This window comes from Mesorhizobium sp. M0060, from assembly GCF_040323155.1.
Lineage (GTDB): Bacteria > Pseudomonadota > Alphaproteobacteria > Rhizobiales > Rhizobiaceae > Mesorhizobium.
In genome coordinates, this window is record NZ_JAMYUP010000008.1 from 166055 (window position 1) to 186987 (window position 20933).

The 20933-nt window shown below is 63.8% G+C and carries 20 protein-coding genes; 15 read left to right on the plus strand and 5 right to left on the minus strand.

The genetic code is table 11. The annotated features are described in order from the left end of the window. Positions 1–45 precede the first annotated feature (45 nt). Positions 46–1419, plus strand: a complete 1374-nt coding sequence (locus NKJ94_RS10980) for an aspartate aminotransferase family protein (RefSeq protein WP_352524906.1) — start codon at positions 46–48, stop codon at positions 1417–1419. Between the two features lie 12 nt (positions 1420–1431). Here NKJ94_RS10980 and NKJ94_RS10985 read toward each other — a convergent pair whose 3' ends face one another. The 4 genes from NKJ94_RS10985 to NKJ94_RS11000 all read right to left on the minus strand — a co-directional run bounded on the left by NKJ94_RS10985 (position 1432) and on the right by NKJ94_RS11000 (position 6083). Continuing rightward, positions 1432–2532: an alcohol dehydrogenase family protein gene (locus NKJ94_RS10985; protein ID WP_352524907.1), complete on the minus strand. Its 1101-nt coding sequence runs from the start codon at positions 2530–2532 to the stop codon at positions 1432–1434. 9 nt (positions 2533–2541) lie between these two features. Further along, entirely contained in the window at positions 2542–3921 is a 1380-nt protein-coding gene (locus tag NKJ94_RS10990) for an aspartate aminotransferase family protein (RefSeq protein WP_352524908.1), read from the minus strand. 31 nt (positions 3922–3952) lie between these two features. Beyond that, a complete protein-coding gene (locus NKJ94_RS10995; RefSeq protein ID WP_352524975.1) occupies positions 3953–5446 on the minus strand; it encodes an NAD-dependent succinate-semialdehyde dehydrogenase in 1494 nt (497 codons plus the stop codon). Between the two features lie 145 nt (positions 5447–5591). Beyond that, positions 5592–6083: an Lrp/AsnC family transcriptional regulator gene (locus NKJ94_RS11000; RefSeq protein WP_352524909.1), complete on the minus strand. Its 492-nt coding sequence runs from the start codon at positions 6081–6083 to the stop codon at positions 5592–5594. A gap of 82 nt (positions 6084–6165) precedes the next feature. Here NKJ94_RS11000 and ehuR point away from each other — a divergent pair, with 82 nt between their 5' ends. From ehuR to doeB, 10 genes are all read left to right on the plus strand, one after another. Beyond that, entirely contained in the window at positions 6166–7551 is a 1386-nt protein-coding gene (gene ehuR / locus NKJ94_RS11005) for a MocR-like ectoine utilization transcription factor EhuR (protein WP_352524910.1), read from the plus strand. Positions 7552–7672: 121 nt separating this feature from the next. Further along, positions 7673–8458 (plus strand): ectoine/hydroxyectoine ABC transporter ATP-binding protein EhuA, encoded by a 786-nt coding sequence (gene ehuA / locus NKJ94_RS11010; RefSeq protein WP_352524912.1) that lies wholly within the window; start codon positions 7673–7675, stop codon positions 8456–8458. Between the two features lie 65 nt (positions 8459–8523). Next, a complete protein-coding gene (gene ehuB, locus NKJ94_RS11015; protein ID WP_352524913.1) occupies positions 8524–9375 on the plus strand; it encodes an ectoine/hydroxyectoine ABC transporter substrate-binding protein EhuB in 852 nt (283 codons plus the stop codon). Between the two features lie 186 nt (positions 9376–9561). After that, positions 9562–10221: an ectoine/hydroxyectoine ABC transporter permease subunit EhuC gene (gene ehuC / locus NKJ94_RS11020; protein ID WP_352524915.1), complete on the plus strand. Its 660-nt coding sequence runs from the start codon at positions 9562–9564 to the stop codon at positions 10219–10221. 16 nt (positions 10222–10237) lie between these two features. Continuing rightward, entirely contained in the window at positions 10238–10897 is a 660-nt protein-coding gene (ehuD, locus tag NKJ94_RS11025) for an ectoine/hydroxyectoine ABC transporter permease subunit EhuD (protein ID WP_352524916.1), read from the plus strand. After that, the gene (gene eutA / locus NKJ94_RS11030; RefSeq protein ID WP_352524917.1) at positions 10894–11667 is read left to right on the plus strand and encodes an ectoine utilization protein EutA; all 774 of its coding nucleotides are present in this window, start codon (positions 10894–10896) and stop codon (positions 11665–11667) included. The genes ehuD and eutA overlap by 4 nt, the downstream gene beginning before the upstream one ends. A 10-nt stretch (positions 11668–11677) precedes the next feature. Then, entirely contained in the window at positions 11678–12670 is a 993-nt protein-coding gene (gene eutB / locus NKJ94_RS11035) for a hydroxyectoine utilization dehydratase EutB (RefSeq protein ID WP_352524918.1), read from the plus strand. After that, entirely contained in the window at positions 12667–13659 is a 993-nt protein-coding gene (locus NKJ94_RS11040) for a cyclodeaminase (RefSeq protein ID WP_352524919.1), read from the plus strand. The genes eutB and NKJ94_RS11040 overlap by 4 nt, the downstream gene beginning before the upstream one ends. 38 nt (positions 13660–13697) lie before the next feature. Next, on the plus strand, positions 13698–14876 hold the full coding sequence (doeA, locus tag NKJ94_RS11045; RefSeq protein WP_352524920.1) for an ectoine hydrolase DoeA: 1179 nt from the start codon (positions 13698–13700) through the stop codon (positions 14874–14876). A 5-nt stretch (positions 14877–14881) separates the two neighbouring features. Continuing rightward, positions 14882–15883, plus strand: a complete 1002-nt coding sequence (gene doeB, locus NKJ94_RS11050) for a N(2)-acetyl-L-2,4-diaminobutanoate deacetylase DoeB (protein WP_352524921.1) — start codon at positions 14882–14884, stop codon at positions 15881–15883. A gap of 102 nt (positions 15884–15985) precedes the next feature. Here the strand turns inward: doeB and NKJ94_RS11055 are convergent, their stop codons facing one another. Next, complete coding sequence (locus tag NKJ94_RS11055; RefSeq protein ID WP_352524976.1) at positions 15986–16645, minus strand: GntR family transcriptional regulator; 660 nt, start codon at positions 16643–16645, stop codon at positions 15986–15988. Positions 16646–16977: 332 nt separating this feature from the next. Here NKJ94_RS11055 and NKJ94_RS11060 point away from each other — a divergent pair, with 332 nt between their 5' ends. The 4 genes from NKJ94_RS11060 to biuH are packed head-to-tail and all read left to right on the plus strand — an operon-like array spanning position 16978 to position 20927. Beyond that, positions 16978–18105 carry a BMP family ABC transporter substrate-binding protein gene (locus NKJ94_RS11060; protein ID WP_352524922.1) on the plus strand — a complete coding sequence of 376 codons (1128 nt, stop codon included), beginning with the start codon at positions 16978–16980 and terminating at the stop codon, positions 18103–18105. Between the two features lie 20 nt (positions 18106–18125). Further along, positions 18126–19271: an ABC transporter permease gene (locus NKJ94_RS11065; RefSeq protein WP_352524924.1), complete on the plus strand. Its 1146-nt coding sequence runs from the start codon at positions 18126–18128 to the stop codon at positions 19269–19271. 13 nt (positions 19272–19284) lie between these two features. Then, a complete protein-coding gene (locus tag NKJ94_RS11070; protein WP_352524925.1) occupies positions 19285–20211 on the plus strand; it encodes an ABC transporter permease in 927 nt (308 codons plus the stop codon). A gap of 14 nt (positions 20212–20225) precedes the next feature. Continuing rightward, positions 20226–20927 carry a biuret amidohydrolase gene (biuH, locus tag NKJ94_RS11075; RefSeq protein ID WP_352524927.1) on the plus strand — a complete coding sequence of 234 codons (702 nt, stop codon included), beginning with the start codon at positions 20226–20228 and terminating at the stop codon, positions 20925–20927. The last annotated feature ends 6 nt before the right edge of the window (positions 20928–20933 follow it).

Here is a 20933-nt window from a genome sequence, read left to right on the forward strand (position 1 = left end):
CCGGACCGGCGGCAGGACTGTTCCGCGTGCAGCACAGGAGCCGTCATGGACGCAAGACCGAATTCACCCGAAGCCCGCGACATAAGCTTTCACATGCATGGCTATACGAATGCGCGCAAGCATCAGGAGTCGGGGCCGCTCGTCATCGAGAAGGGCGACGGCATCTATGTCGAGGACCGTGCCGGCAACCGCTATATCGAGGCGATGGCGGGGCTCTGGAGCGTTGCGGTCGGTTTTTCGGAGAAGCGGCTGGTCGATGCGGCAGTACGGCAAATGTCGAAGCTGCCTTACTATCACGATTTCGGCTCCAAATCGCATTCGCCGCTGATCGATCTCGCCGAGAGACTGGTGCAGATGGCGCCGGTGCCGATGAGCAAGGCGTATTTCACCAATTCCGGCTCCGAGGCCAACGATACGGCCATGAAGATGATCTGGTACCGGTCGAATGCGCTCGGCCAGCCGGCGCGCAAGAAGATCATCAGCCGCAAGAAGGGCTATCACGGCGTCACCATCGCCTCGGCAAGCCTGACCGGACTGCCCAACAACCACACTTCCTTTGACCTGCCGATTGCCAATGTGCTGCACACCTCGACGCCGCACCATTGGCGCGAGGCGCTGCCGGGTGAAAGCGAAGAGCTGTTTTCGACGCGGCTTGCCGACGAGCTGGAAAAGCTGATCCTCGCCGAAGGACCGGAAACCATCGCCGCCTTCTTCGGCGAACCAATCATGGGTGCTGGCGGCGTCATTGTTCCGCCTTCCGGCTACTGGGAGAAGATCCAGGCGGTGCTGTCGAAATACGATATCCTGCTCGTCGCCGACGAGGTGATCTGCGGCTTTGGCAGAACAGGTGAGATGTTCGGCTCGCAGACCTTCGGCATCAGGCCCGACATCATGGTGCTGTCGAAGCAGATTTCTTCGTCCTATTTGCCGATCTCGGCCTTGCTGATCAACGAGAAGGTATTCGAGCCGATCGCCGACGAAAGCAATCGTATCGGCACCTTCGGCCACGGCTTCACCGGCGGCGGTCATCCCGTTGCGGCAGCGGTCGCGCTCGAGAACCTGAAGCTGATCGAGGAGCGCGACCTTGTCGGCAACGCGCGCACGGTCGGTGCGCATATGCAGAAGCGGCTGCGCACGCTCGCGTCGCACCCGCTTGTCGGCGAGGTGCGTGGTGTCGGCCTGGTCGCAGCGGTCGAACTGGTCGGCGACAAGGCGAGCAAGGCGCCGGGGACGGCCGGGGCGCTGGGCGGGCTCGTCAACGCCTTCATGCAGCAGAACGGCGTCATCTCGCGCAACATGGGCGACGCGCTGGCTTTCTGCCCGCCGCTGATCATCACCGAGCCGCAGGTCGACCAAATGATCGACGCATTTGAACGATCGCTCGAGGCCGCCGCCAAGCAGGTCCGATCACAGAGCTGATCAGGTCAACGGCTATTCAGCGATCTCTACCGAATCCGGCACGACAACCAGCTTGCCGACGAAGTCCTTGGCGATGAAATCCGCTTGGGCGCGATGGAAATCGGAGAGCTTGTAGACGCCGCCGACCAGCGGCCGGATCTTTTGCTCCTCGATGTAGCGCACGATGCGGCGGAAGTCCGCCCGCGTTCCCTGGCTGGACCCATGCAGCTGCAACTGCTTGAGGTACATCGTGCGCAGATCGAGCTGCACGACCGGGCCGGCAATCGCGCCGGCCGTTGTGTAGCGGCCTTCGGGCCTCAAGATGCGCAGCAGGTCGTTGAAGATCGCGCCGCCGACGAGGTCGGCGACGACGTCGATCGGCTGGCCGCCGGTCGCCTGGTTGACTGCGGCCGGCAGATCGGCAACGCCACGGGTGATCACCGCCTCGGCGCCGATGTCTCGCACGGCCTGTTCCTTCCCCTTGCCGACGACCGCATAGGGAATGGCGCCGCGCGCCCGCGCCAGTTGCACGATGCCGGAGCCGACGCCGCCCGAGGCGCCGGTGACCAGCACCCGCTCGCCGGCTTTCAATGCGGCGCGTTCCAGCATCTGTTCACCGGTGAGATAGGCGCAGCAGAAGGTGGCGAGTTCGACGTCGCTCAGATCGGTGTCGACGAAATGGGCGTTCTCCGTCGGCACGGTTTGGTATTCGGCATAGCCGCCGTCACGGCCGTGGCCCATATAGTCGATGTCGGCGAGTGAATCGTCGTCGCGGTTGTAGATAGAGAAGTCGACCATCACCCGCTCGCCGATGCGAGCCGGCGAAACGCCGTCGCCGACGGCAACGATGTTGCCGACCGTGTCGGTACCCTGGATGCGTGGGAAAGTCAGCGTGTTGCCCTGACGACGCCAGGTCGACACCGCGGCGGCATCTTCCTCCGTGCCATAGGCGCCCTGGCGCACCCAGACGTCGGTGTTGTTCATGCCGCAAGCGGTGACCTTGACCAGCACTTCGCCCGGGGCGGGCGAGGGTACTTTGACGTCGGTGCGGTAGACGAGCTTTTCCGGTCCGCCATGGCCGGTCAGCAGCACGGCGGCCATGGTGGCGGGGAGGGTTTTGGTCATGGCATTCATGTCGGTTCTTCAGATGTTTGCAAACACGCTCTTCACCGCGTCGGCCGTCTTCGACACGACGATATCGGCCTCTTCCCGCGTCAGGCAGAGCGGCGGCGCGAAACCGAGAATGTCGCCCTGCGGCATGGCCCGGCCGATGACGCCGCTTGCCGCAAGGGCGGTTGCGATCTGCGGTCCGATCTTTTGCGAGGCGTCGAAGAACACGCGGTCGTCCTTGTCGGCTACGAACTCGATTGCCGCCAGCATGCCGTCGCCGCGCACCTCGCCGACATTTTTGTGACCACCGACGGCTTTCGTCAGCTCGGCGCGGAAATAGGCGCCGGTCTCGCCGGCGTTCCGCACCAGGTCCATCTCGTCGATCAGTTCCAGGTTGGCGACGCCGGCGGCCACGCAGATCGGATGCGCCGAATAGGTCCAGCCATGGCCGAGCGAGCCGAGCTTGTCTGAACCCTGCACCAGCACCTGCCAGACCTTGTCGGAGACGATGACGCCCGACAGCGGCGCATAGGCCGAGGTCAAGCCCTTGGCGATCGTGATCAGGTCGGGCCTGATGCCGTAATGGTCGGAGCCGAACATAGTGCCAAGCCGGCCAAAGCCGGTGACGACCTCGTCGGCGACCAGCAGCACGTCGTATTTCTTCAGCACCGCCTGGATCTTTTCCCAGTAGCCGGCCGGCGGCGGCACGATGCCGCCGGTGCCGAGGATCGGCTCGCCGATGAAGGCGGCGACCGTTTCCGGCCCTTCGGCGAGGATCATCTCCTCGAGCTTGTCGGCGCAGTATTGCGAAAACTGCTCTTCGCTCAGCGAGCGGTCGGCGCGGCGGAAATGGTAAGGTGCCTCGGTGTGCAGGACCGGCGCACGCGGCAGGTCGAAGGCGTTGTGGAACAGGTCGAGGCCGGTCAGCGATCCGGTCATGATGCCGGAGCCGTGATAGCCGCGCCAGCGCGAGATGATCTTCTTCTTCTCCGGCCGGCCAAGCACGTTGTTGTAGTACCAGATCAGCTTGATGTTGGTTTCGTTGGCGTCGGAACCGGAGAGGCCGAAATAAACCCTCGACATGCCTTGCGGGGCGCGGTCGATGATCATCTTGGAAAGCGTGATCGACGCCTCGGTGCCGTGCCCGACATAGGCGTGATAATAGGCGAGGTTCTTGGCCTGCGCGGCGATGGCGTCAGCGATCTTCTGGCGGCCATAGCCGACATTGACGCAATAGAGGCCGGCGAAAGCATCGATGCTCTTGCGCCCATTACTGTCCCAGATGGTGACGCCTTCGCCACCGGCGATCACGCGGGTCGGTGATTCACCCCGCGCGTGGGTGCCCATATGGGTCGAGGGATGGAAGAAGTGATCGCGATCCCAGGCGGCGAGTTCGTTGGACTGGTCGAGCATTTTTTTACTCCTAAGGAAAAGGTCGGGCGCGTCACGCCACGTCGAGGCAGAGATATTTGAGATCGGTAAAGGCTTCGAGCCCGTGACGCGAGCCCTCGCGGCCGATGCCGGACTGCTTGACGCCGCCGAAGGGGATCGGCGCGCCGGTGATCTTGACGCGGTTGATGGCGACCATGCCGTAGTCGAGCGCGCGGCCCATGCGCAATTGGCGGCCGCCATTCTCAGTCACGACATAGGCGACGAGGCCGTATTCGGTGGCATTGGCGCGGGCGGCGACTTCGTCTTCGCCGTCGAAAGGCGTCACCGCGGCGACCGGACCAAAGGTTTCCTCACGCATGATCAGGGCGTCGTCTCCAACGTCGGCAAGCAGGGTCGGCTGATAGAACAGCGGCCCGGTAGAATGGCGCTTGCCGCCTGTCAGGCAGCGCGCGCCTTTGGCAAGCGCATCGGCGACCTGCTCCTCAACCTTCTTGACGGCGCGTTCGTGCATCAAGGGTCCGATGTCGGTTTCATCAACCAGGCCATTGCCTGTCCGCAGCGCCTCGATGCGTTTGGCGAAAGCGGCACAGAACCGATCATATATCGGGCGCTGGACATAGATGCGGTTGGCGGCGAGACAGTCCTGGCCGGAAGTGGCGAATTTGGCGTCAATGGCTATGGTCACAGCCTTGTCGAGGTCGGCATCGGCAAAGACGATCAGCGGCGCATGGCCGCCAAGCTCCATCACCAGACGCTTCATCGTCGGCGCACTCTGCGCGGCAATCAGCCTGCCGATCTCGGTCGAGCCGGTGAAGCTCATGGCGCGGACGCGCGGGTCTTCGCACATCCGCCCGACGATGCTCGAAGCCTTGCCGGTGAGGACGTTGAACACGCCTGACGGAAGGCCGGCACGTTCGCCGAGTTCGGCCAGCGCCAGTGCCGAGAGCGGCGTTTCCGAGGAAGGATGCGCGACGATGGTGCAGCCCGCTGCAAGCGCGGCCGCCGCCTTGCGGGTCAGCATGGCCGCGGGAAAATTCCACGGCGTGACGACGCCGACGACGCCGAGCGGTTCGCGCCGCACCATCATCTCGGCGCCCGGCAAATGGCTGGTGACGCTTTCGGCGTTGAGGCGTTTGGCCTCCTCGGCATACCACTCGACGAAGGAAGCGGCGTAGTCGATTTCGCCTAGTGATTCCTTCAGCGGCTTGCCCTGTTCGAGCGTCATCAGCAGGGCTAGGTCATTTTTGGCGGCGACAATCAGATCGAACCATTTGCGCAATATTTTCGACCGTTCCTGCGGCAGCAATGAGCGCCAGGCGGGAAAGGCGCGCGATGCCGCATCAATCGCCGATGTCGTCTGCCGGACGTCGAGCGCGGCAACGAAAGCGACGGTGGATCCGGTGGCCGGATCGGTCACCTCGAAACTCTCAGCGGTCTCGCTCGCCGTCCAGTGGCCATCGACATAGGCGAGCTCACGCAGCAGCCGTCGGTCGGCGAGGCGATCAAGCGCTTCATGGCGCTGCGAGCGGGCAAAATGTGCGGACATCATCGGCTCCCGGTTCGGGTGATGCCGCAAGACTAGCTCTGCGCCGCAAACAGAGAGGCTGTTTCGGCGCCTGCACGTAGAGAGATTGTCTCTATCGCCCTGCCCAGCCAGACGATCTCTCCGGTATCAGGAGGACGCTTCGGTATCAGGAAGACGCCGGCAGCAGATCGGCGACCGGCAGGGCACTCTCCTCCTTCACCGTCTTGGTGACGATGTAGGTGAAATAGCGGTCGATGCCGATCTCGCGTTCGAGCAGAGTGTCGACCAACCGCTGATAGGCGTCGATGTCGCGCGCCATCACCTTCAGCAGGTAGTCGACACCGCCGCCGACAGACCAGCAGGCGACGATCTCGGGAACATCGCGGATGACCCGCTCGAAACGGTCGAAATCGGCCTGGCGGTGGCTGGCCAGCGTCACTTCCATCAGCACGGTGGCGACTGGAGCAATGGCACGCATGGCGATCCTGGCGTGATAGCCGGAGACAATGCCGGCCTTTTCCAGCTTGCGCAGCCGCGTCCAGCAAGGCGTCGGCGACAGGCCGACTTTCTCGGCCAGCGCCAGCTTGGTGATGCGGCCGTCGCGCTGGATAGCGTCGAGGATTTTCAGATCGATCGGATCGAGTTTCGCTGCAGCCATGATCGTCCACTTCTAGTTCCGGACACCATGACGGCGCATTATTTCGATTGTCAATTGCACTGATTTCGATCTCTAATAAGTCATGACATTTTGGCGACCAGATCCCGCTCTTATCCGGCGGCCGGCCTATCAATCGCTCGCCGACCAGTTCGCGCGCGCCATCCATGACGGGCGCCTGGCCAATGGCGTGCGGTTGCCGACGCACCGGCAGCTGGCCGACGATCTGAAACTTTCCGTGCAGACGGTCAGCCGTGCCTACGAGGAGCTGATCCGCCGCGGGCTGGTGTCCGGCGAGGTCGGCCGCGGCAGCTTCGTGCAGACGCAGCGCCGGGAGCCGGAGCCACCCTATCTGCCGGAGCGGCTGGGCGAGCTCATCGACCTCTCCATCCTGAAGCCGGTCTGCGAACCGATGCATCTGGAGCGGCTGAGGCAGGCGCTGGGCTGGCTCGCCGAAAACCTGCCGTCGAGCTCGGCGCTGTCGTTCAGGCCGAACATGGTGTTCCCGCGCCACCGCGTGGTGGGTGTCGAATGGCTGCGGCTCTGCGGCCTCGACGTGTCGTCGCAGAACATCAGCCTGACCAACGGCGCCACGGCCGGGATGACGGTGGCGCTGATGAGCGTAGCGCCGCCCGGTTCGACGGTCGCCACCGAAGCGATCGGCCATCACACGCTGATCCCGCTCGCCCGCTATCTCGGCTTCAACCTCGAGGGTTTGCCGATCGACGACAATGGCCTGATCCCGGAAGCGCTGGACGAGGCCTGCCGGCTTTCCGACATCCGCGCGGTGTTCGTGCAGCCCTCGGTAATCAACCCGACGGCGACGCTGATGGACGCCGCCCGGCGCGAACAGATTGCCGCCGTGGCGCGCAGGCATGACATCGCCATTATCGAAAACGACGTTCTCGGCCCGCTGGTCGAGGACCGGCCGCCGCCCGTCGCAGCGTTTGCGCCCGAGCGCACGCTCTACGTCACCAGCTTCACCAAGATCGTGGTGCCCGGCCTGCGCATCGGCTATCTCGCGGCGCCCGATCGTTATGTCGCTGCCGTCGCCAACCGCCACCTGGTCTCGAACTGGATGGCGACGCCGATGGTGGCGGAGATCGCCACCAAATGGGTGACTGACGGCACCGCGATGGAACTCGTCCGATGGCAGCGGCTGGCTTTGCGGCGGCGTCTGGCCATCGCCGCCGAGGTGCTTGCCGGAGTGGATTATCGGGCCCATCGCGACGGGCTGCATGTCTGGCTGCAGCTGCCCGATGACCGGGGCGAGGAAAGCTTTGTTTCCCAGGCTCGCCTGCAGGGCGTGGCGATCGCGCCCGGCACGTCCTTTCGCATTTCGCAGATGCCCTGGCATCCTGCCGTACGGATTTCGCTGGGCTCGACCACAGAGGGGGAACTGCGTGCCGGTCTCGGCGTTGTCACCAAGCTTCTGCTCGGCGATCCCGAGCATCTTCTGCTCGCGATCTAGGCAGCAACTGTCGGGGAATTCTGCGGAGTCCAAAATATTGTCATGATATTATTTTCTTGATTGACATGATTTGCCGCGATCCGCATCGTTAAGGCATAGCTTCTCCAGCACGGGAAATTCATTGTCGGCGCCCATCATCAAGATCGACGGCATTTCGAAAAGCTTCGGCACCTTCAAGGTGCTGGACGGCCTCTCGATGCAAGTCATGCCCGGCGAGAAGCTGGCGCTGATCGGCCCGTCGGGTTCGGGCAAAACGACGATCCTGCGCATCCTGATGACGCTCGAGCGCATTGACAGCGGCCACATCCAGGTCGACGGCGAGCAGCTGTACCACATGGAGCGTAACGGCCGGCTGTTGACGGCGGATGAGCGGCATTTGGCAAAGATGCGCCAGAAGATCGGCATGGTCTTCCAATTGTTCAATCTGTTTCCGCACAAATGCGTCATCGACAATGTGACGCTGGCACCGATGCTGACCAAAGGCATGCCGCGGGCCGCCGCCGAGAAGCGGGCGATGGAACTGCTCGACATGGTCGGCATGGTCGACAAGGCCAAAGCGATGCCGGCGCAGCTTTCCGGCGGACAGAAGCAGCGCGTCGCGATTGCCCGGGCGCTGGCGCTCTCGCCGAAGATCATGCTGTTCGACGAGGTCACCTCGGCGCTCGACCCGGAACTTGTCGACGAGGTGCTCAACGTCATGCGCAAGCTCGCCGCCGAGACCGACATGACCATGCTGCTGGTCACCCACGAGATGGGTTTCGCCCATGACTTCGCTGACCGGGTGCTGTTCTTCGATCGCGGCAGAATAGTCGAGGAGGGCAAGCCCGATGAGATTTTCCGCCATCCCAAACAGGAGCGCACGCAAGGCTTCCTGAAGAAGATCATTGCGGCCGGACATCGGGTCTGACCGCCATGCGAGGCGGCGACGCCTCAAGCAAACCAAGAAGACAGACAAACAAGGAGTTGGGAACAATGAAGAAATTTGCCATTTTGGCCGGCGTCGCCGGTATTGCACTGACGGCGGTGTTGGCCGCCTCGACGGCCGGCTCGGCCGATGACAGCAAGCTCGAGCAGCTCAAGGCGCAAGGCTTTGCCCGCGTCGCCATCGCCAACGAGCCGCCCTATACGGCGGTCGCTGCCGACGGCAAGGTTTCGGGTGCGGCGCCCGACGTTGCCCGTGAAATCTTCAAACGCCTTGGCGTCAACGATATCGTCGCCTCGATCTCGGAATATGGCGCGATGATCCCCGGCCTGCAGGCCGGCCGCTTCGACGTCGTCACCGCCGGCCTGTTCATGAAGCCGGAACGTTGCGCGGCGGTCGTGTATTCGGAGCCGGTGCTGTGCGACGCCGAGGCGATGCTGGTGAAGAAGGGCAACCCGAAGGGCTTCAAGAGCTATGAGGATGTCGCCAAGGACGCGAGCGCGACGATCGGCGCGCCGGGCGGCGGCACCGAAGAGAAGCTGGCGCTCACCGCCGGCGTGCCGCGCGAGCGCGTCATCGTTGTGCCGGACGGCCAGAGCGGCCTGAAGATGCTGCAGGACGGCCGCATCGATGCCTATTCGCTGCCGGTGCTGTCGATCAACGACCTGGTCAAGAAGGCCAATGATCCGAACCTCGAAGTCGTCGCGCCGGTGGTCGGCGCACCGGTCTATTGCGACGGCGCGGCATTCAAGAAGGGCGACGAGGCGCTGCGCGACGCCTATGACGTCGAACTGGCGAAGCTGAAGAAGTCCGGCGAGTTCGCCAAGATCATCGAGCCCTATGGCTTCTCGGCGGCGGCGGCGATGTCGACGACGCGCGACAAGCTCTGCTCGGCGAAGTAACCACCTCTTCCTTCTCCCTGTTCGCGGGGAGAAGGTGGCCCCAAGGGCCGAATGAGGGGCGACGCCAGCTTCTGACAAGTTGGCTCTGCCCCTCATCTGCCTGCCGGCATCTTCTCCCGTAGACGGGGAGAAGGACGCTGAAGCGAACGCCTTGCCAAATATTCAATGCGGAGCTTTTTCGATCCAATGACCCAATGGTCCGGCTATTTCGGCCTGATATTGCAAGGAGCGCTTGTCACCATCGAGCTGACGCTGATGGGGTCGGTGCTGGCCTTGATCATGGCCTTTCTTGCCGGACTGGGGCGGCTGTCGCGGTTTTTCGTGCTGCGCGCGCTGGCGACCGCCTATATCGAGTTCTTTCGCGGCACCTCGATCTTCGTGCAGCTGTTCTGGGCCTATTTCGTGCTGCCTTTGGCCGGCATTTCACTGACGCCGCTGCAGGCCGGCGTGCTGGCGCTGGGCCTCAATGTCGGCGCCTATGCAGCGGAAGTGGTACGTGGCGCCATCAAGTCGATCGGCCGCGAACAATATGAGGCCTGCACTGCGCTCAATCTCGGCCGCTGGCAAGGCATGCGCCATATCATCCTGCCGCAGGCGCTTTTGGTGATGCTGCCGACCTTCGGCAACAACGCCATTGAATTGCTCAAGGCCACCGCCGTCGTCTCGCTGATCTCGCTTGCCGACCTGACCTTCCAGGCGCAGGTGGTGCGCTCGCAGACCGGCAACACGCTGGTGCCGTTCAGCACCATCCTCGTCATCTATTTCGCCCTGGCGCTGCTCATCTCATGGGGCGTGCGGTCGCTGGAACGCCGCATGGCGCGTGGCCTGGACGGGGTGCGCGTCTGATGGATCGGGCCTCATAATGGAATGGGATTGGGATTTTGTCCGGCAGATCCTGCCGACGCTGATCGAGGGGGTGAAGATCACCATCCTGGCGACGCTGCTCGGCTCGGTGCTGGCGGCCGTCGTGGGGCTGGGCATCGCGTTGGCGCGCCGTTCGCCGAACAGGGCTCTGTCGCGCACCGTCGGTTTCCTTGCCGAGTTCATCCGTGGCACGCCGCTGTTGGTGCAGCTCTATTTCATCTTCTACGTGCTGCCGGATTTCGGCGTGCTGTTGCCGCCGCTGGTGGCGGGCGTGATCGGCCTCGGGCTGCATTACGGCACCTACACGGCCGAGGTCTACCGCGCCGGCATCGATAATGTGCCGCGCGGCCAATGGGAAGCGGCCAAGGCCTGCAATCTGAACGCCACGCAGACGTGGACGCACATCATCATTCCCCAGGCGATTCCGCCGATGATCCCGGCGCTTGCCAATTATTTCATTGCCATGTTCAAGGAGACGCCGCTGCTGTCGGCGATCACCGTGCTGGAACTGATGAACCAGGCCAAGAGCGTCGCCAACACCTATTATCGCTATATCGAACCGATCACGTTGGTCGGCGCCTTCTTCCTCGTCATCAGCCTGTTCTCGGTGGTGCTGCTGCGCTGGCTGGAACACCGCTATGGGCGGATCGAAAGATGATTGCTGCACCCGATATCCGCCTGCGCTCGGCCCGGCCGGCGCTCGATGCGCGTCCGCTGGAAAAGCGGGTCGGGCTGATCATCCTTGCCACCGACCATACGAGCGAACCGGATTTTCGCCGCATGGTGGCAAGCGACCGCATCGGCGTCTATGTCGCGCGTATTCCCTACGCCAACCCGACGACGCCCGAGAATTTGCGCAAGATGCAGCCGTCACTGACGGCGGGCGCGGGCCTCATCCTTCCCGACGAGCCGCTCGACGCGATCTGCTATTCCTGCACCTCGGCCTCCGTCGTGATTGGCGATGCCGAAATCGAGGCGGCGGTGCAGGCCGCGAAACCCGGCGCGCCGGTGGTCACGCCGCCGATGGCGGCGGTGCGCGGCCTGAAGGCGCTGGGCGCCAGGACAATCAGCATTCTCACCCCTTATACGGTCGAGACCAGCCGGCCGATGGCGGCCTATTTCGCGGCGCACGGTTTCGAGATCGCCAGCTTCACTTGCCTTGGCTTCGAGGACGACCGTGAGATGGCGCGGATATCGCCGAAGTCCTTGGTCGATCTGGCCCGCGAAGCGACTGATGCGCAAGCCGACGCGCTGTTCGTCTCCTGCACGGCGCTACGGTCGGCGGCAGCAGTGGTCGGCATGGAGGAAGCCATCGGCCGCCCCGTCGTCACCAGCAACCAGGCGACGGCCTGGAATTGCCTGCGGCTTTGCGGCGACGACGAGCCGCGGGCCGAATTCGGCCGCCTGATGACGCTGCCGTTGAACTGATTGATGAGCCATGACCGCTTCCCAGATAAGCCTCTCCGATATCCACGCCGCGCGCGAGCGCATCGCAGGCAAAGTCGAGCGTACGCTGACCGTCACTTCCCGAAGTCTTTCCTATCACTTGGGCGCGCCTGTTTATCTCAAGCTCGAACATCGGCAGACCACCGGCGCCTTCAAGTTGCGCGGTGCCTCGAATGCTATCGCTTCGCTGACACAAGGGGAGAAGGCGCGCGGTGTAGTCGCCGCCTCGACCGGCAATCACGGCCGGGCGCTTGCCTATGCCGCTCAACTGCAAGGCATCCACGCGACGATCTGCATGTCGCGGCTCGTGCCTGAGAACAAGCTCGAGGAGATCCGTCGGCTTGGCGCCGAGATCCGCATCGTCGGCAACAGCCAGGACGAGGCGCAGCAGGAAGTCGAACGGCTGGTCGCGGAAGAGGGGCTGATCATGCTGCCGCCTTTCGACCATCCTGCGATCGTCGCCGGGCAAGGGACACTTGGGCTGGAGATCATGGAACAAGTTGCGGACGCCGCTTTGGTGTTGGTGCCGCTGTCAGGCGGCGGGCTGGCGGCTGGCGTCGCTGCTGCCGTGAAGGGCGTCAGCCCGGCAACGAAGGTCGTCGGCGTTTCGATGGCGCGCGGTGCTGCGATGAAGGCAAGCCTCGATGCCGGGCATCCGGTGTTGGTCGAGGAACTTCCGACGTTGGCCGATTCACTCGGCGGCGGCATCGGCCTCGACAACCGGCTGACCTTCTCGATGTGTCGCGACCTGCTTGACGGCGTGATCCTGCTCAGCGAGGACGAGATCGCCGCCGGCATTCGTCATGCTTATGAGCAGGAGCGCGAGGTCGTCGAGGGCGCCGGCGCGGTCGGCATCGCGGCCGTGCTTGCCGGCAAGGTCAAAGCGAACGGCGCGACGGTGCTCGTTCTGTCCGGCCGCAATATTGACATGACACTGCACCGCAAGATCATCTGCGGCGAAGCAATTGCGGAGCACGCAGCATGAGCCGGATGACGATCCTCACCGAAGCTGAATTGCGCAAGATCGTGAAGCTCGATCTCGATGCCGTCGCCTGCGTCGAGAACGCATTTCGTGCACTCGCCACCTTGCCGGTGGCGATGCCGCCGATCCTACGGCTGGACATTCCAGAGCATCGTGGCGAGGTCGACGTCAAGACCGCCTATGTGCCGGGCATCGATGGTTTTGCGATCAAGATCAGTCCCGGCTTTTTCGACAATCCGAAGCTCGGCCTGCCCAGCGTCAACGGCATGATGGTGCTGCTGTCGGCGAAAACCGGTCTGGTCGAGGCGCTGCTGCTCGACAATGGCTATCTCACCGACATCCGCACCGCCGCCGCCGGTGCGGTCGCCGCCAAGCATCTGTCGCGGCCGGACTCCTCCGTCGCTGCGGTCTTCGGCGCCGGTGTTCAGGCCGGACTGCAGCTCGAGGCGCTGATGCTGGTGCGGCCGATCACCGAGGCCCGCATCTGGGCAAGGGATGCCGCCAAGGCCGAAGCGGCGGCAGATACGCTGCGCGAAAGGCTGGGCATTATCGTTCACGCCGAGCCCGACGCGGCAAAGGCAGCGGCCGATGCCGACATTATCGTCACCACGACGCCGTCGACCGAGCCGCTGATCAAGGCCGGCTTCGTCTCCGCCGGCCAGCACATCACCGCGATGGGGTCGGATGCCGAGCACAAGAACGAGATCGCGCCGGCGATCCTGCGCATGGCCGATCTCTACGTCGCCGACAGCGCCAAGCAGACGCGGCGCCTGGGCGAACTGCACCATGCCATCGCGGCGGGCGTGATGGCGGCCGATGCCGAGATCACCGAGCTCGGCCACATCATCGCCGGCGAAAGGCATGGCCGGCGTTCGGACAGCGACATCACCATCGCCGACCTGACCGGCACCGGCGTGCAGGACACGGCGATCGCCACGTTCGCCCGCGACCGTGCGCGGGCGGCCAAGAGCGGTACGATTTTCGAAAGCTGATGCTGGCCGCAAGGCCCAACAAACGAGGACCAAGAACAATGCAGCCGAATTTGAAATTCTCGCGCGGCGAATATGCGGACCGCCTCGCCAAGACGCGGAAGGCCATGGAGGCCAAGGGCGTCGATCTGCTGATCGTCAGCGATCCGTCCAACATGGCCTGGCTGACCGGCTATGACGGCTGGTCGTTCTATGTGCACCAGGCCGTTATCGTGCCGCCGTCGGGCGAGCCGGTGTGGTACGGGCGCGGCCAGGACGCCAACGGCGCCAAGCGCACCGCCTATCTCGCGCACGACAACATCGTCGGCTATGCCGACCACTATGTGCAGTCGACCGAGCGCCACCCGATGGATTTTCTGTCCAGCGTGCTCGCCGACCGCGGCTGGGGCAAGCTCAGCATCGGCGTCGAGATGGACAATTACTGGTTCTCGGCCGCTGCCTTCGCGTCGTTGCAGAAGCATTTACCCAACGCCCGCTTCGTCGACGCCACGGCACTGGTCAACTGGCAGCGCGCGGTGAAGAGCCCGACCGAAATCGACTATATGCGCAAAGCCGCCCGCATCGTCGAAGCGATGCACCAGCGCATCGTCGACAAGATCGAAGTCGGCATGCGCAAATGCGACCTGGTCGCCGAGATCTATGACGCCGGCACGCGCGGCGTCGATGGCATCGGCGGCGACTATCCGGCGATCGTGCCGCTGCTGCCGTCGGGCGCCGATGCGTCGGCGCCGCATCTGACTTGGGACGACAGGCCGATGAAATCGGGCGAAGGCACCTTCTTCGAGATTGCCGGCTGCTACAACCGTTACCATTGTCCGCTTTCCCGGACAGTGTTCCTTGGTAAACCGACGCTGGAATTCCTCGACGCCGAGAAGGCGACCCTGGAAGGCATGGAAGCGGGGCTTGCCGCCGCCAAACCCGGCAACACATGCGAGGACATCGCCAACGCGTTCTTCGTGGTGCTGAAGAGATACGGCATCGTCAAGGACAACCGCACCGGCTACCCGATCGGGCTTTCCTATCCGCCGGATTGGGGCGAACGCACCATGAGCCTGCGCCCCGGCGACCGTACCGAGCTCAAGCCCGGCATGACCTTCCATTTCATGACCGGCCTGTGGCTGGAGACGATGGGACTGGAGATCACCGAGTGCATCCTGATCACCGAAACGGGGGTCGAGTGCCTGGCCAATGTGCCGCGCAAGCTGGTGGTGAAGAATTGAGCCCGATGTCCAGCCTTCGCCCATCACCGATCACGCCGACCGTCGATTTCGAGCGCGACGGCGTGCAGCACGGTTTCCTGCGCCTGCCTTACAGCCGTGACGATTCGGCTTGGGGATCGGTGATGATCCCGGTCTGCGTCATCCGCAACGGCAACGGGCCGAGCGCATTGCTCACCGGCGGCAATCATGGCGACGAGTATGAGGGGCCGCTGGCGCTTTATGACCTCGCCCGCATGCTCGATCCGAGGCAAGTCAGCGGCACGGTCATCATCGTGCCGGCGATGAACTATCCGGCGTTCCGCGCCGGCACGCGCACCTCGCCTATCGACAAGGGCAATCTCAACCGCAGCTTTCCCGGCCGGCCCGACGGCACGGTGACCGAGAAGATCGCCGACTATTTCCAGCGCGAATTGCTGCCCCGTACAGACATCGCGCTCGATTTCCACTCCGGCGGCAAGACGCTCGATTTCGTGCCGTTCTGCGCCGCCCATATCCGGCCCGACAAGGCGCTGGAAGAGAAGGGGTTCGCGGCGGTAGAAGCGTTCTCCGCGCCTTGGTCGATGAAGATGCTGGAGATCGATGCAGTCGGCATGTTCGACACTGCCGCCGAGGAGATGGGCAAGCTGTTCATCACCACTGAGCTCGGCGGCGGTGGTACTTCCCGCGCGGAAACGGTGCGCATCGCCCGGCGCGGCGTGCTCAATGTGCTGCGCCATGCCGGCATCGTCGCCGGCGAGGTCGAAACGCGCCCGACCCGCTGGCTGGACATGCCGTCCGGCGATTGCTTTTTGTTCGCCGAGGACGACGGGATGATCGAGACGATGATCGATCTCGGCGAGCCGGTGGCAGAGAACCAGGTGCTGGCGCGGGTCCATTCCATAGGCCGCACCGGCGGCGCTCCGCAGGAGATCCGGGCCAAAATGTCCGGTCTATTGGCGGCTCGGCATTTCCCCGGATTGGTCAAGGCTGGCGACTGTGCTGCTGTGGTGGCGGTGCTGGTCTCTTGAGGGCTAGAGCGGGATGCGTTCAAATTTGAAGCGGGCATCCCTATCTGTTTGTTTTAGCCGCATTTCTGCGACGCCAAGTGATTCGCTTGGCTGCAAAATGCTCTAGAAGGCCGATGTCGGAACCGGCTCGGCCTTGCCCTTGGGGCGATCACCGATGGCAAAGACGGCGCTCGCCTCGCTGACGATTGAGACATGATCCTTGGCGGCTGTTCCGGCGGCCGCACTGTCGCCGCGCATGATTGCAGTAACGATGGCATCATGCTCCTGCCAGGACTGGGCCAGCCGGCCGGGCAGCATGAATTGCGCGCGCCGGAACGGCGCCAGGCGGCCGCGGGTCATGACTGTCAGTTCATAAATGTGCTTGCTGTGGGCGCCGCGATAGAGCCGGGTGTGGAACTCGGTGTTGAAAAGCTCATACTCTTCTTCGGCACCGAGCTGCACAAAGCGCGCCGAGGCCTGATGCTCTGCCTCGAGCGTGCGGCGCTCGCCGGCCGTCATGCGTTCGGCCGAAAAGCGCGCGCAGATCGCCTCAAGCTCGGCCATGCTCTCGAACATCGAGGCGAGATGCTCCTGCGTCACCACGGCGACAGTGGCGCCGCGGTTGGGCCGTCTTTCTACCAAGCCCATGGCGCTGAGCCGGCTGAGCGCCTCCCTGATCGGGGTACGTGAGACGTCGAAGCGGGCGGCGAGCGAGGCTTCGTCGAGCTTTTCGCCGGGGCGCAGGAAACCGGTCACGATCCGGTCACTGATCGCCCTCACCATCTGATCGACGGTCGTGCCCGACCTGATCAAATTGCGCTTTCCCGACACGTCTCCTCCGTCCAGTCTTTTCGCATGCAGCCGTGGGCCAGGCGGCTCATCGGCCGTTTCGACTCCGCCGCAACTCTGTATGCCTGTATTTTAGCCTGCATGTCAAACTGGTTATTTTAAAGGCAAAAAGTGTATGCAATTGCTCCGGCTTTGAGCAGGCCATGGTGATGTCTTCATTGATATCATTGATGAAATTCCGTTTATCAAACTGGCATGCTGATTGCATACACTTCTTCATTGAGGTGTTAACCGGCCCCCAAAGGCCCCACAGAGGGAGCATTCACATGACCGAGAGATTCATGCTTAGCCGCCGCGACCTGCTCAAGACTTCCGCCGCCGGAGCGGCGCTCGGCCTTGCGTCCGCATCGTTTCCGATCAGCAGGGCTTTTGCTGCGACGGCCACCGTCGGCTTCATCTATGTCGGGCCAAAGGACGATTACGGCTATAACCAGGCGCATGCCGAAGGCGCCGTCACGCTGAAGGGAATGGAGGGCATCTCCGTCGTCGAGGAGGAGAACGTGCCGGAGACGGTCGACGTCCAGAAGACGATGGAATCGATGATCAACCTCGACGGCGCGTCGCTGATCTTCCCGACCTCATTCGGCTATTTCGATCCACACATGCTCGCCATGTGTGCGAAATTCCCGGACGTGCAGTTCCGCCATTGCGGCGGCATGTGGAATAAGGACAAGCATCCGATGAATGCGGGTTCCTATTTCGGCTATATCGGCATGGGCCAGTATCTCAACGGCGTCGTCGCCGGTCACACCAGCAAGACCAAGAAGCTCGGCTTCGTCGCGGCAAAGCCGATCCCGCAGGTGTTGCTCAACATCAATTCCTTCCTGCTCGGCGCGCGCTCGGTCGACCCGACCATCGCTTGCCAGGTGATCTTCACCGGCGAGTGGTCGCTGGCGGTCAAGGAGGCGGAGGCCACCAATGCGCTGGTCGACCAAGGTGCCGACGTCATCACCTGCCATGTCGACAGCCCCAAGGTGGTGGTCGAGACGGCGGCCGGACGTGGCGCCTTCATCTGCGGCTATCATGCCAACCAGAGCCCGCTGGCGCCGGAAAAATACCTGACCGGCGCGGAATGGAACTGGGCCAAGGTCTACAAGATGTTCGTCGACGATCTGGTGGCCGGCACGCCGCTGCCCAATTTCACGCGCGGCGGCCTTGCCGACGGCTTCGTCAAGATGAGCCCGCTCGGCCCCGCCGTCGGCGATGCCGCCCGCAAGCAGTTCGACGGCACGCTTGCCGAAATGATGAAAGGCGGGTTTTCCGTCATCAAGGGTCCGTTGAAGAGCAACAAGGGCGTTGTTGTCGCGACCGAAGACCAGACCTTCGCCGAGACCGCGATCGAGCTCGAAAGCATGGACTACCTCGTCGAGGGCGTCGTCGGTTCGACCGCCTGAACCGGATCGGAGACGGGGCCATGGCAGACACGGTCAGCACTGCGGGCGCACCGGCGCTGTTTGGCGCCAAGAATTATCCGGCGGCGCTCGAATGGGTGGCGCGGCGGGCGGAAGCCTTCGTCATACCGCTCGCGGCACTGATCGTCGGCATGGCGCTGTTCAGCCTGTTCATTGCGCTGGTCGGCAAGTCGCCGGTGCAGCTCTATGAAACGATGTGGCGCGGCGGCTTCGGCTCGTGGTTCTCGATCCAGAATTCGCTGTCGCGGGCAGCGCCGCTTTTGCTGGCAGCGCTTTGCGTTGCGCTGCCGACCCGGCTCGGCCTCGTCGTCATCGGCGGCGAAGGCGCGATCGTGCTGGGCGGCGTTGCCGCCGCCGCCATCGGCGTCGCAGTGAATGGCGCGCCGGCTTTTCTGGTCATCCTGCTGATGGGCGTGGCGGGCATGGTCGCCGGCGGCATCTGGATCGGCGCCGTCGGCGCGCTCCGCCACTACCGCGCCGTCAACGAAACCATCTCCAGCCTGCTGATGGCCTATATCGCCATCGCGCTGATGAATCATCTGGTCGAAGGACCGCTGCGCGATCCAGCCTCGCTCAACAAACCCTCGACTGAGCCGCTGGCGGATGCCTACCGCATCGGCAACATTCCAGGCATGGACGTGCACTGGGGCCTCGTCGTCGGCATCGTCGCCTGCGTCCTGTCCTGGCTGTTGATCGAAAAGACTCGCTGGGGGTTTGCCGCTCGCATTGCCGGCGGCAATGTCAGGGCGGCCCAGGTGCAAGGGCTTGCCGTCGGACCGCTGATCGTCGGCTTCACCGGGCTGGCCGGCGGCTTTGCCGGGTTAGCCGGCATGCTGGAAGTCGGCGCCGTGCAAGGCAGCGCCAACGCCTCGCTCGCCGCCGGCTACGGCTATACCGGCATCCTCGTCGCCTTCCTCGCCCGCCACAATCCGCTCGCCATCATCCCGGTCGCCGTCCTGCTCGGCGGCGTCGGCGCTTCCGGCGGGCTGATCCAGCGCCGCATGGACTTGCCCGATGCCACCGTGCTGGTGCTGCAAGGCATGCTCTTCGTCGTCATCCTGTTCAGCGAAACTTTTTACGGCCGCTTCAAGGTCTTCAATCCGGATCTGTGGAAGAGGCCCGATCTCTTGAAGGGGGCTACGTCATGAAGGGGACTGGCTGATGGAGGCGACCGAGATCGGTCTGTGGGGCGTGCCGCTCGCCATTCTTGGCGGCGCCATCCGCGTCTCGACGCCGTTCATCTTCGTGTCGCTGGGCGAAGCCATCACCGAGCGCTCCGGCCGCATCAATCTCGGCCTCGAAGGCACGCTTGTCTTCGGCGCAATGACCGCCTATGCGGTAGCGGTGATGACCGGCTCGCCATGGCTCGGCCTGCTGGCTGCCGCAGGTGCCGGTCTTTGCTTCGGCCTGTTCCATGGCTGGATCTGCAAATTCCGCGGCGTGAACGACATCGCCATCGGCATAGCGCTGATGCTGTTCGGCTCCGGTCTCGCCTTCTTCTTCGGCAAGCCGTTCATCCAGCCCTCGGCGCCCAACCTGCCGGCCATCGCCTTCGGTGGCTGGTCGAACATTCCGCAGGTGCAGGCCGCGCTCAACGTCAACGTCCTGTTCCTGATCGGCGCGGCACTTGCGCTGTTCCTGTGGTGGGCCTTCCGCAACACCCGCGCCGGCCTGATCGTGCGCGTCGTCGGCGACAGCTCCGATGCGGCGCGCGCCATGGGCCTCAATCCGAACACTGTGCGCCTGCTTGCGACAGGCATCGGCGGCGCGCTCGCCGGCATCGGCGGCGCTTATCTGTCGCTCTATTATCCCGGCAGCTGGACCGAACGCATCTCGTCGGGGCAGGGGCTGATGGCGGTGGCGCTGGTCATCTTCGCGCGCTGGAACCCGCTTGGCTGCTTTGCCGCGGCGCTTTTGTTCGGCGGCGCCGGGGCGCTCGGCCCCGCATTGCAATCGGTGGGGGTCACGCAGGGCTACTATCTCTTCTACGCCGCACCTTACATCCTCACGCTCATCATCATGATCGCCACCTCGTCGCCGAGCCGCTCGCTTGCCGGCGCGCCAGGCGAGTTGTCGATCACCAAATGACTGGAGTTTTTGCGATGAACGCCAGAGCCGAGATCACCCAGCGCTACATCGACGCCGACCCCTATCCGTGGCCCTATAATGGCGAGCTGCGGCCGGACAATACGGCGTTGATCATCATCGACATGCAAACCGATTTCTGCGGGCCGGGCGGCTATGTCGATCATATGGGCTACGATCTTTCGCTGGTGCGGGCGCCGATCGAGCCGATCAAGTCGGTGCTCGCAGCCATGCGGGCCAAGGGCTACACCATCATTCACACGCGCGAAGGCCACCGGCCCGATCTCGCCGACCTGCCGGCCAATAAGCGCTGGCGCTCACGCCGTATCAATGCCGGCATCGGCGACCCCGGACCTTGCGGGCGCATCCTGGTGCGCGGCGAACCGGGCTGGGATATCATCCACGACCTCTATCCGGTCGTGGGCGAACCGATCATCGACAAGCCGGGCAAGGGCTCGTTCTGTGCTACCGACCTGGAGCTGATCCTCCGCCAGCGTGGCATCGAAAACATCGTGCTGACCGGCATCACCACCGATGTCTGCGTTCACACGACGATGCGCGAGGCCAACGATCGCGGTTTCGAATGCGTGATGCTGGAGGATTGCTGCGGCGCGACCGACTATGGCAACCATCTCGCTGCAATCAAGATGATCAAGATGCAGGGCGGCGTGTTCGGCGCAGTATCGAACTCGGCGTCCTTCGTCGCGCAACTGCCGTGAGGAGAC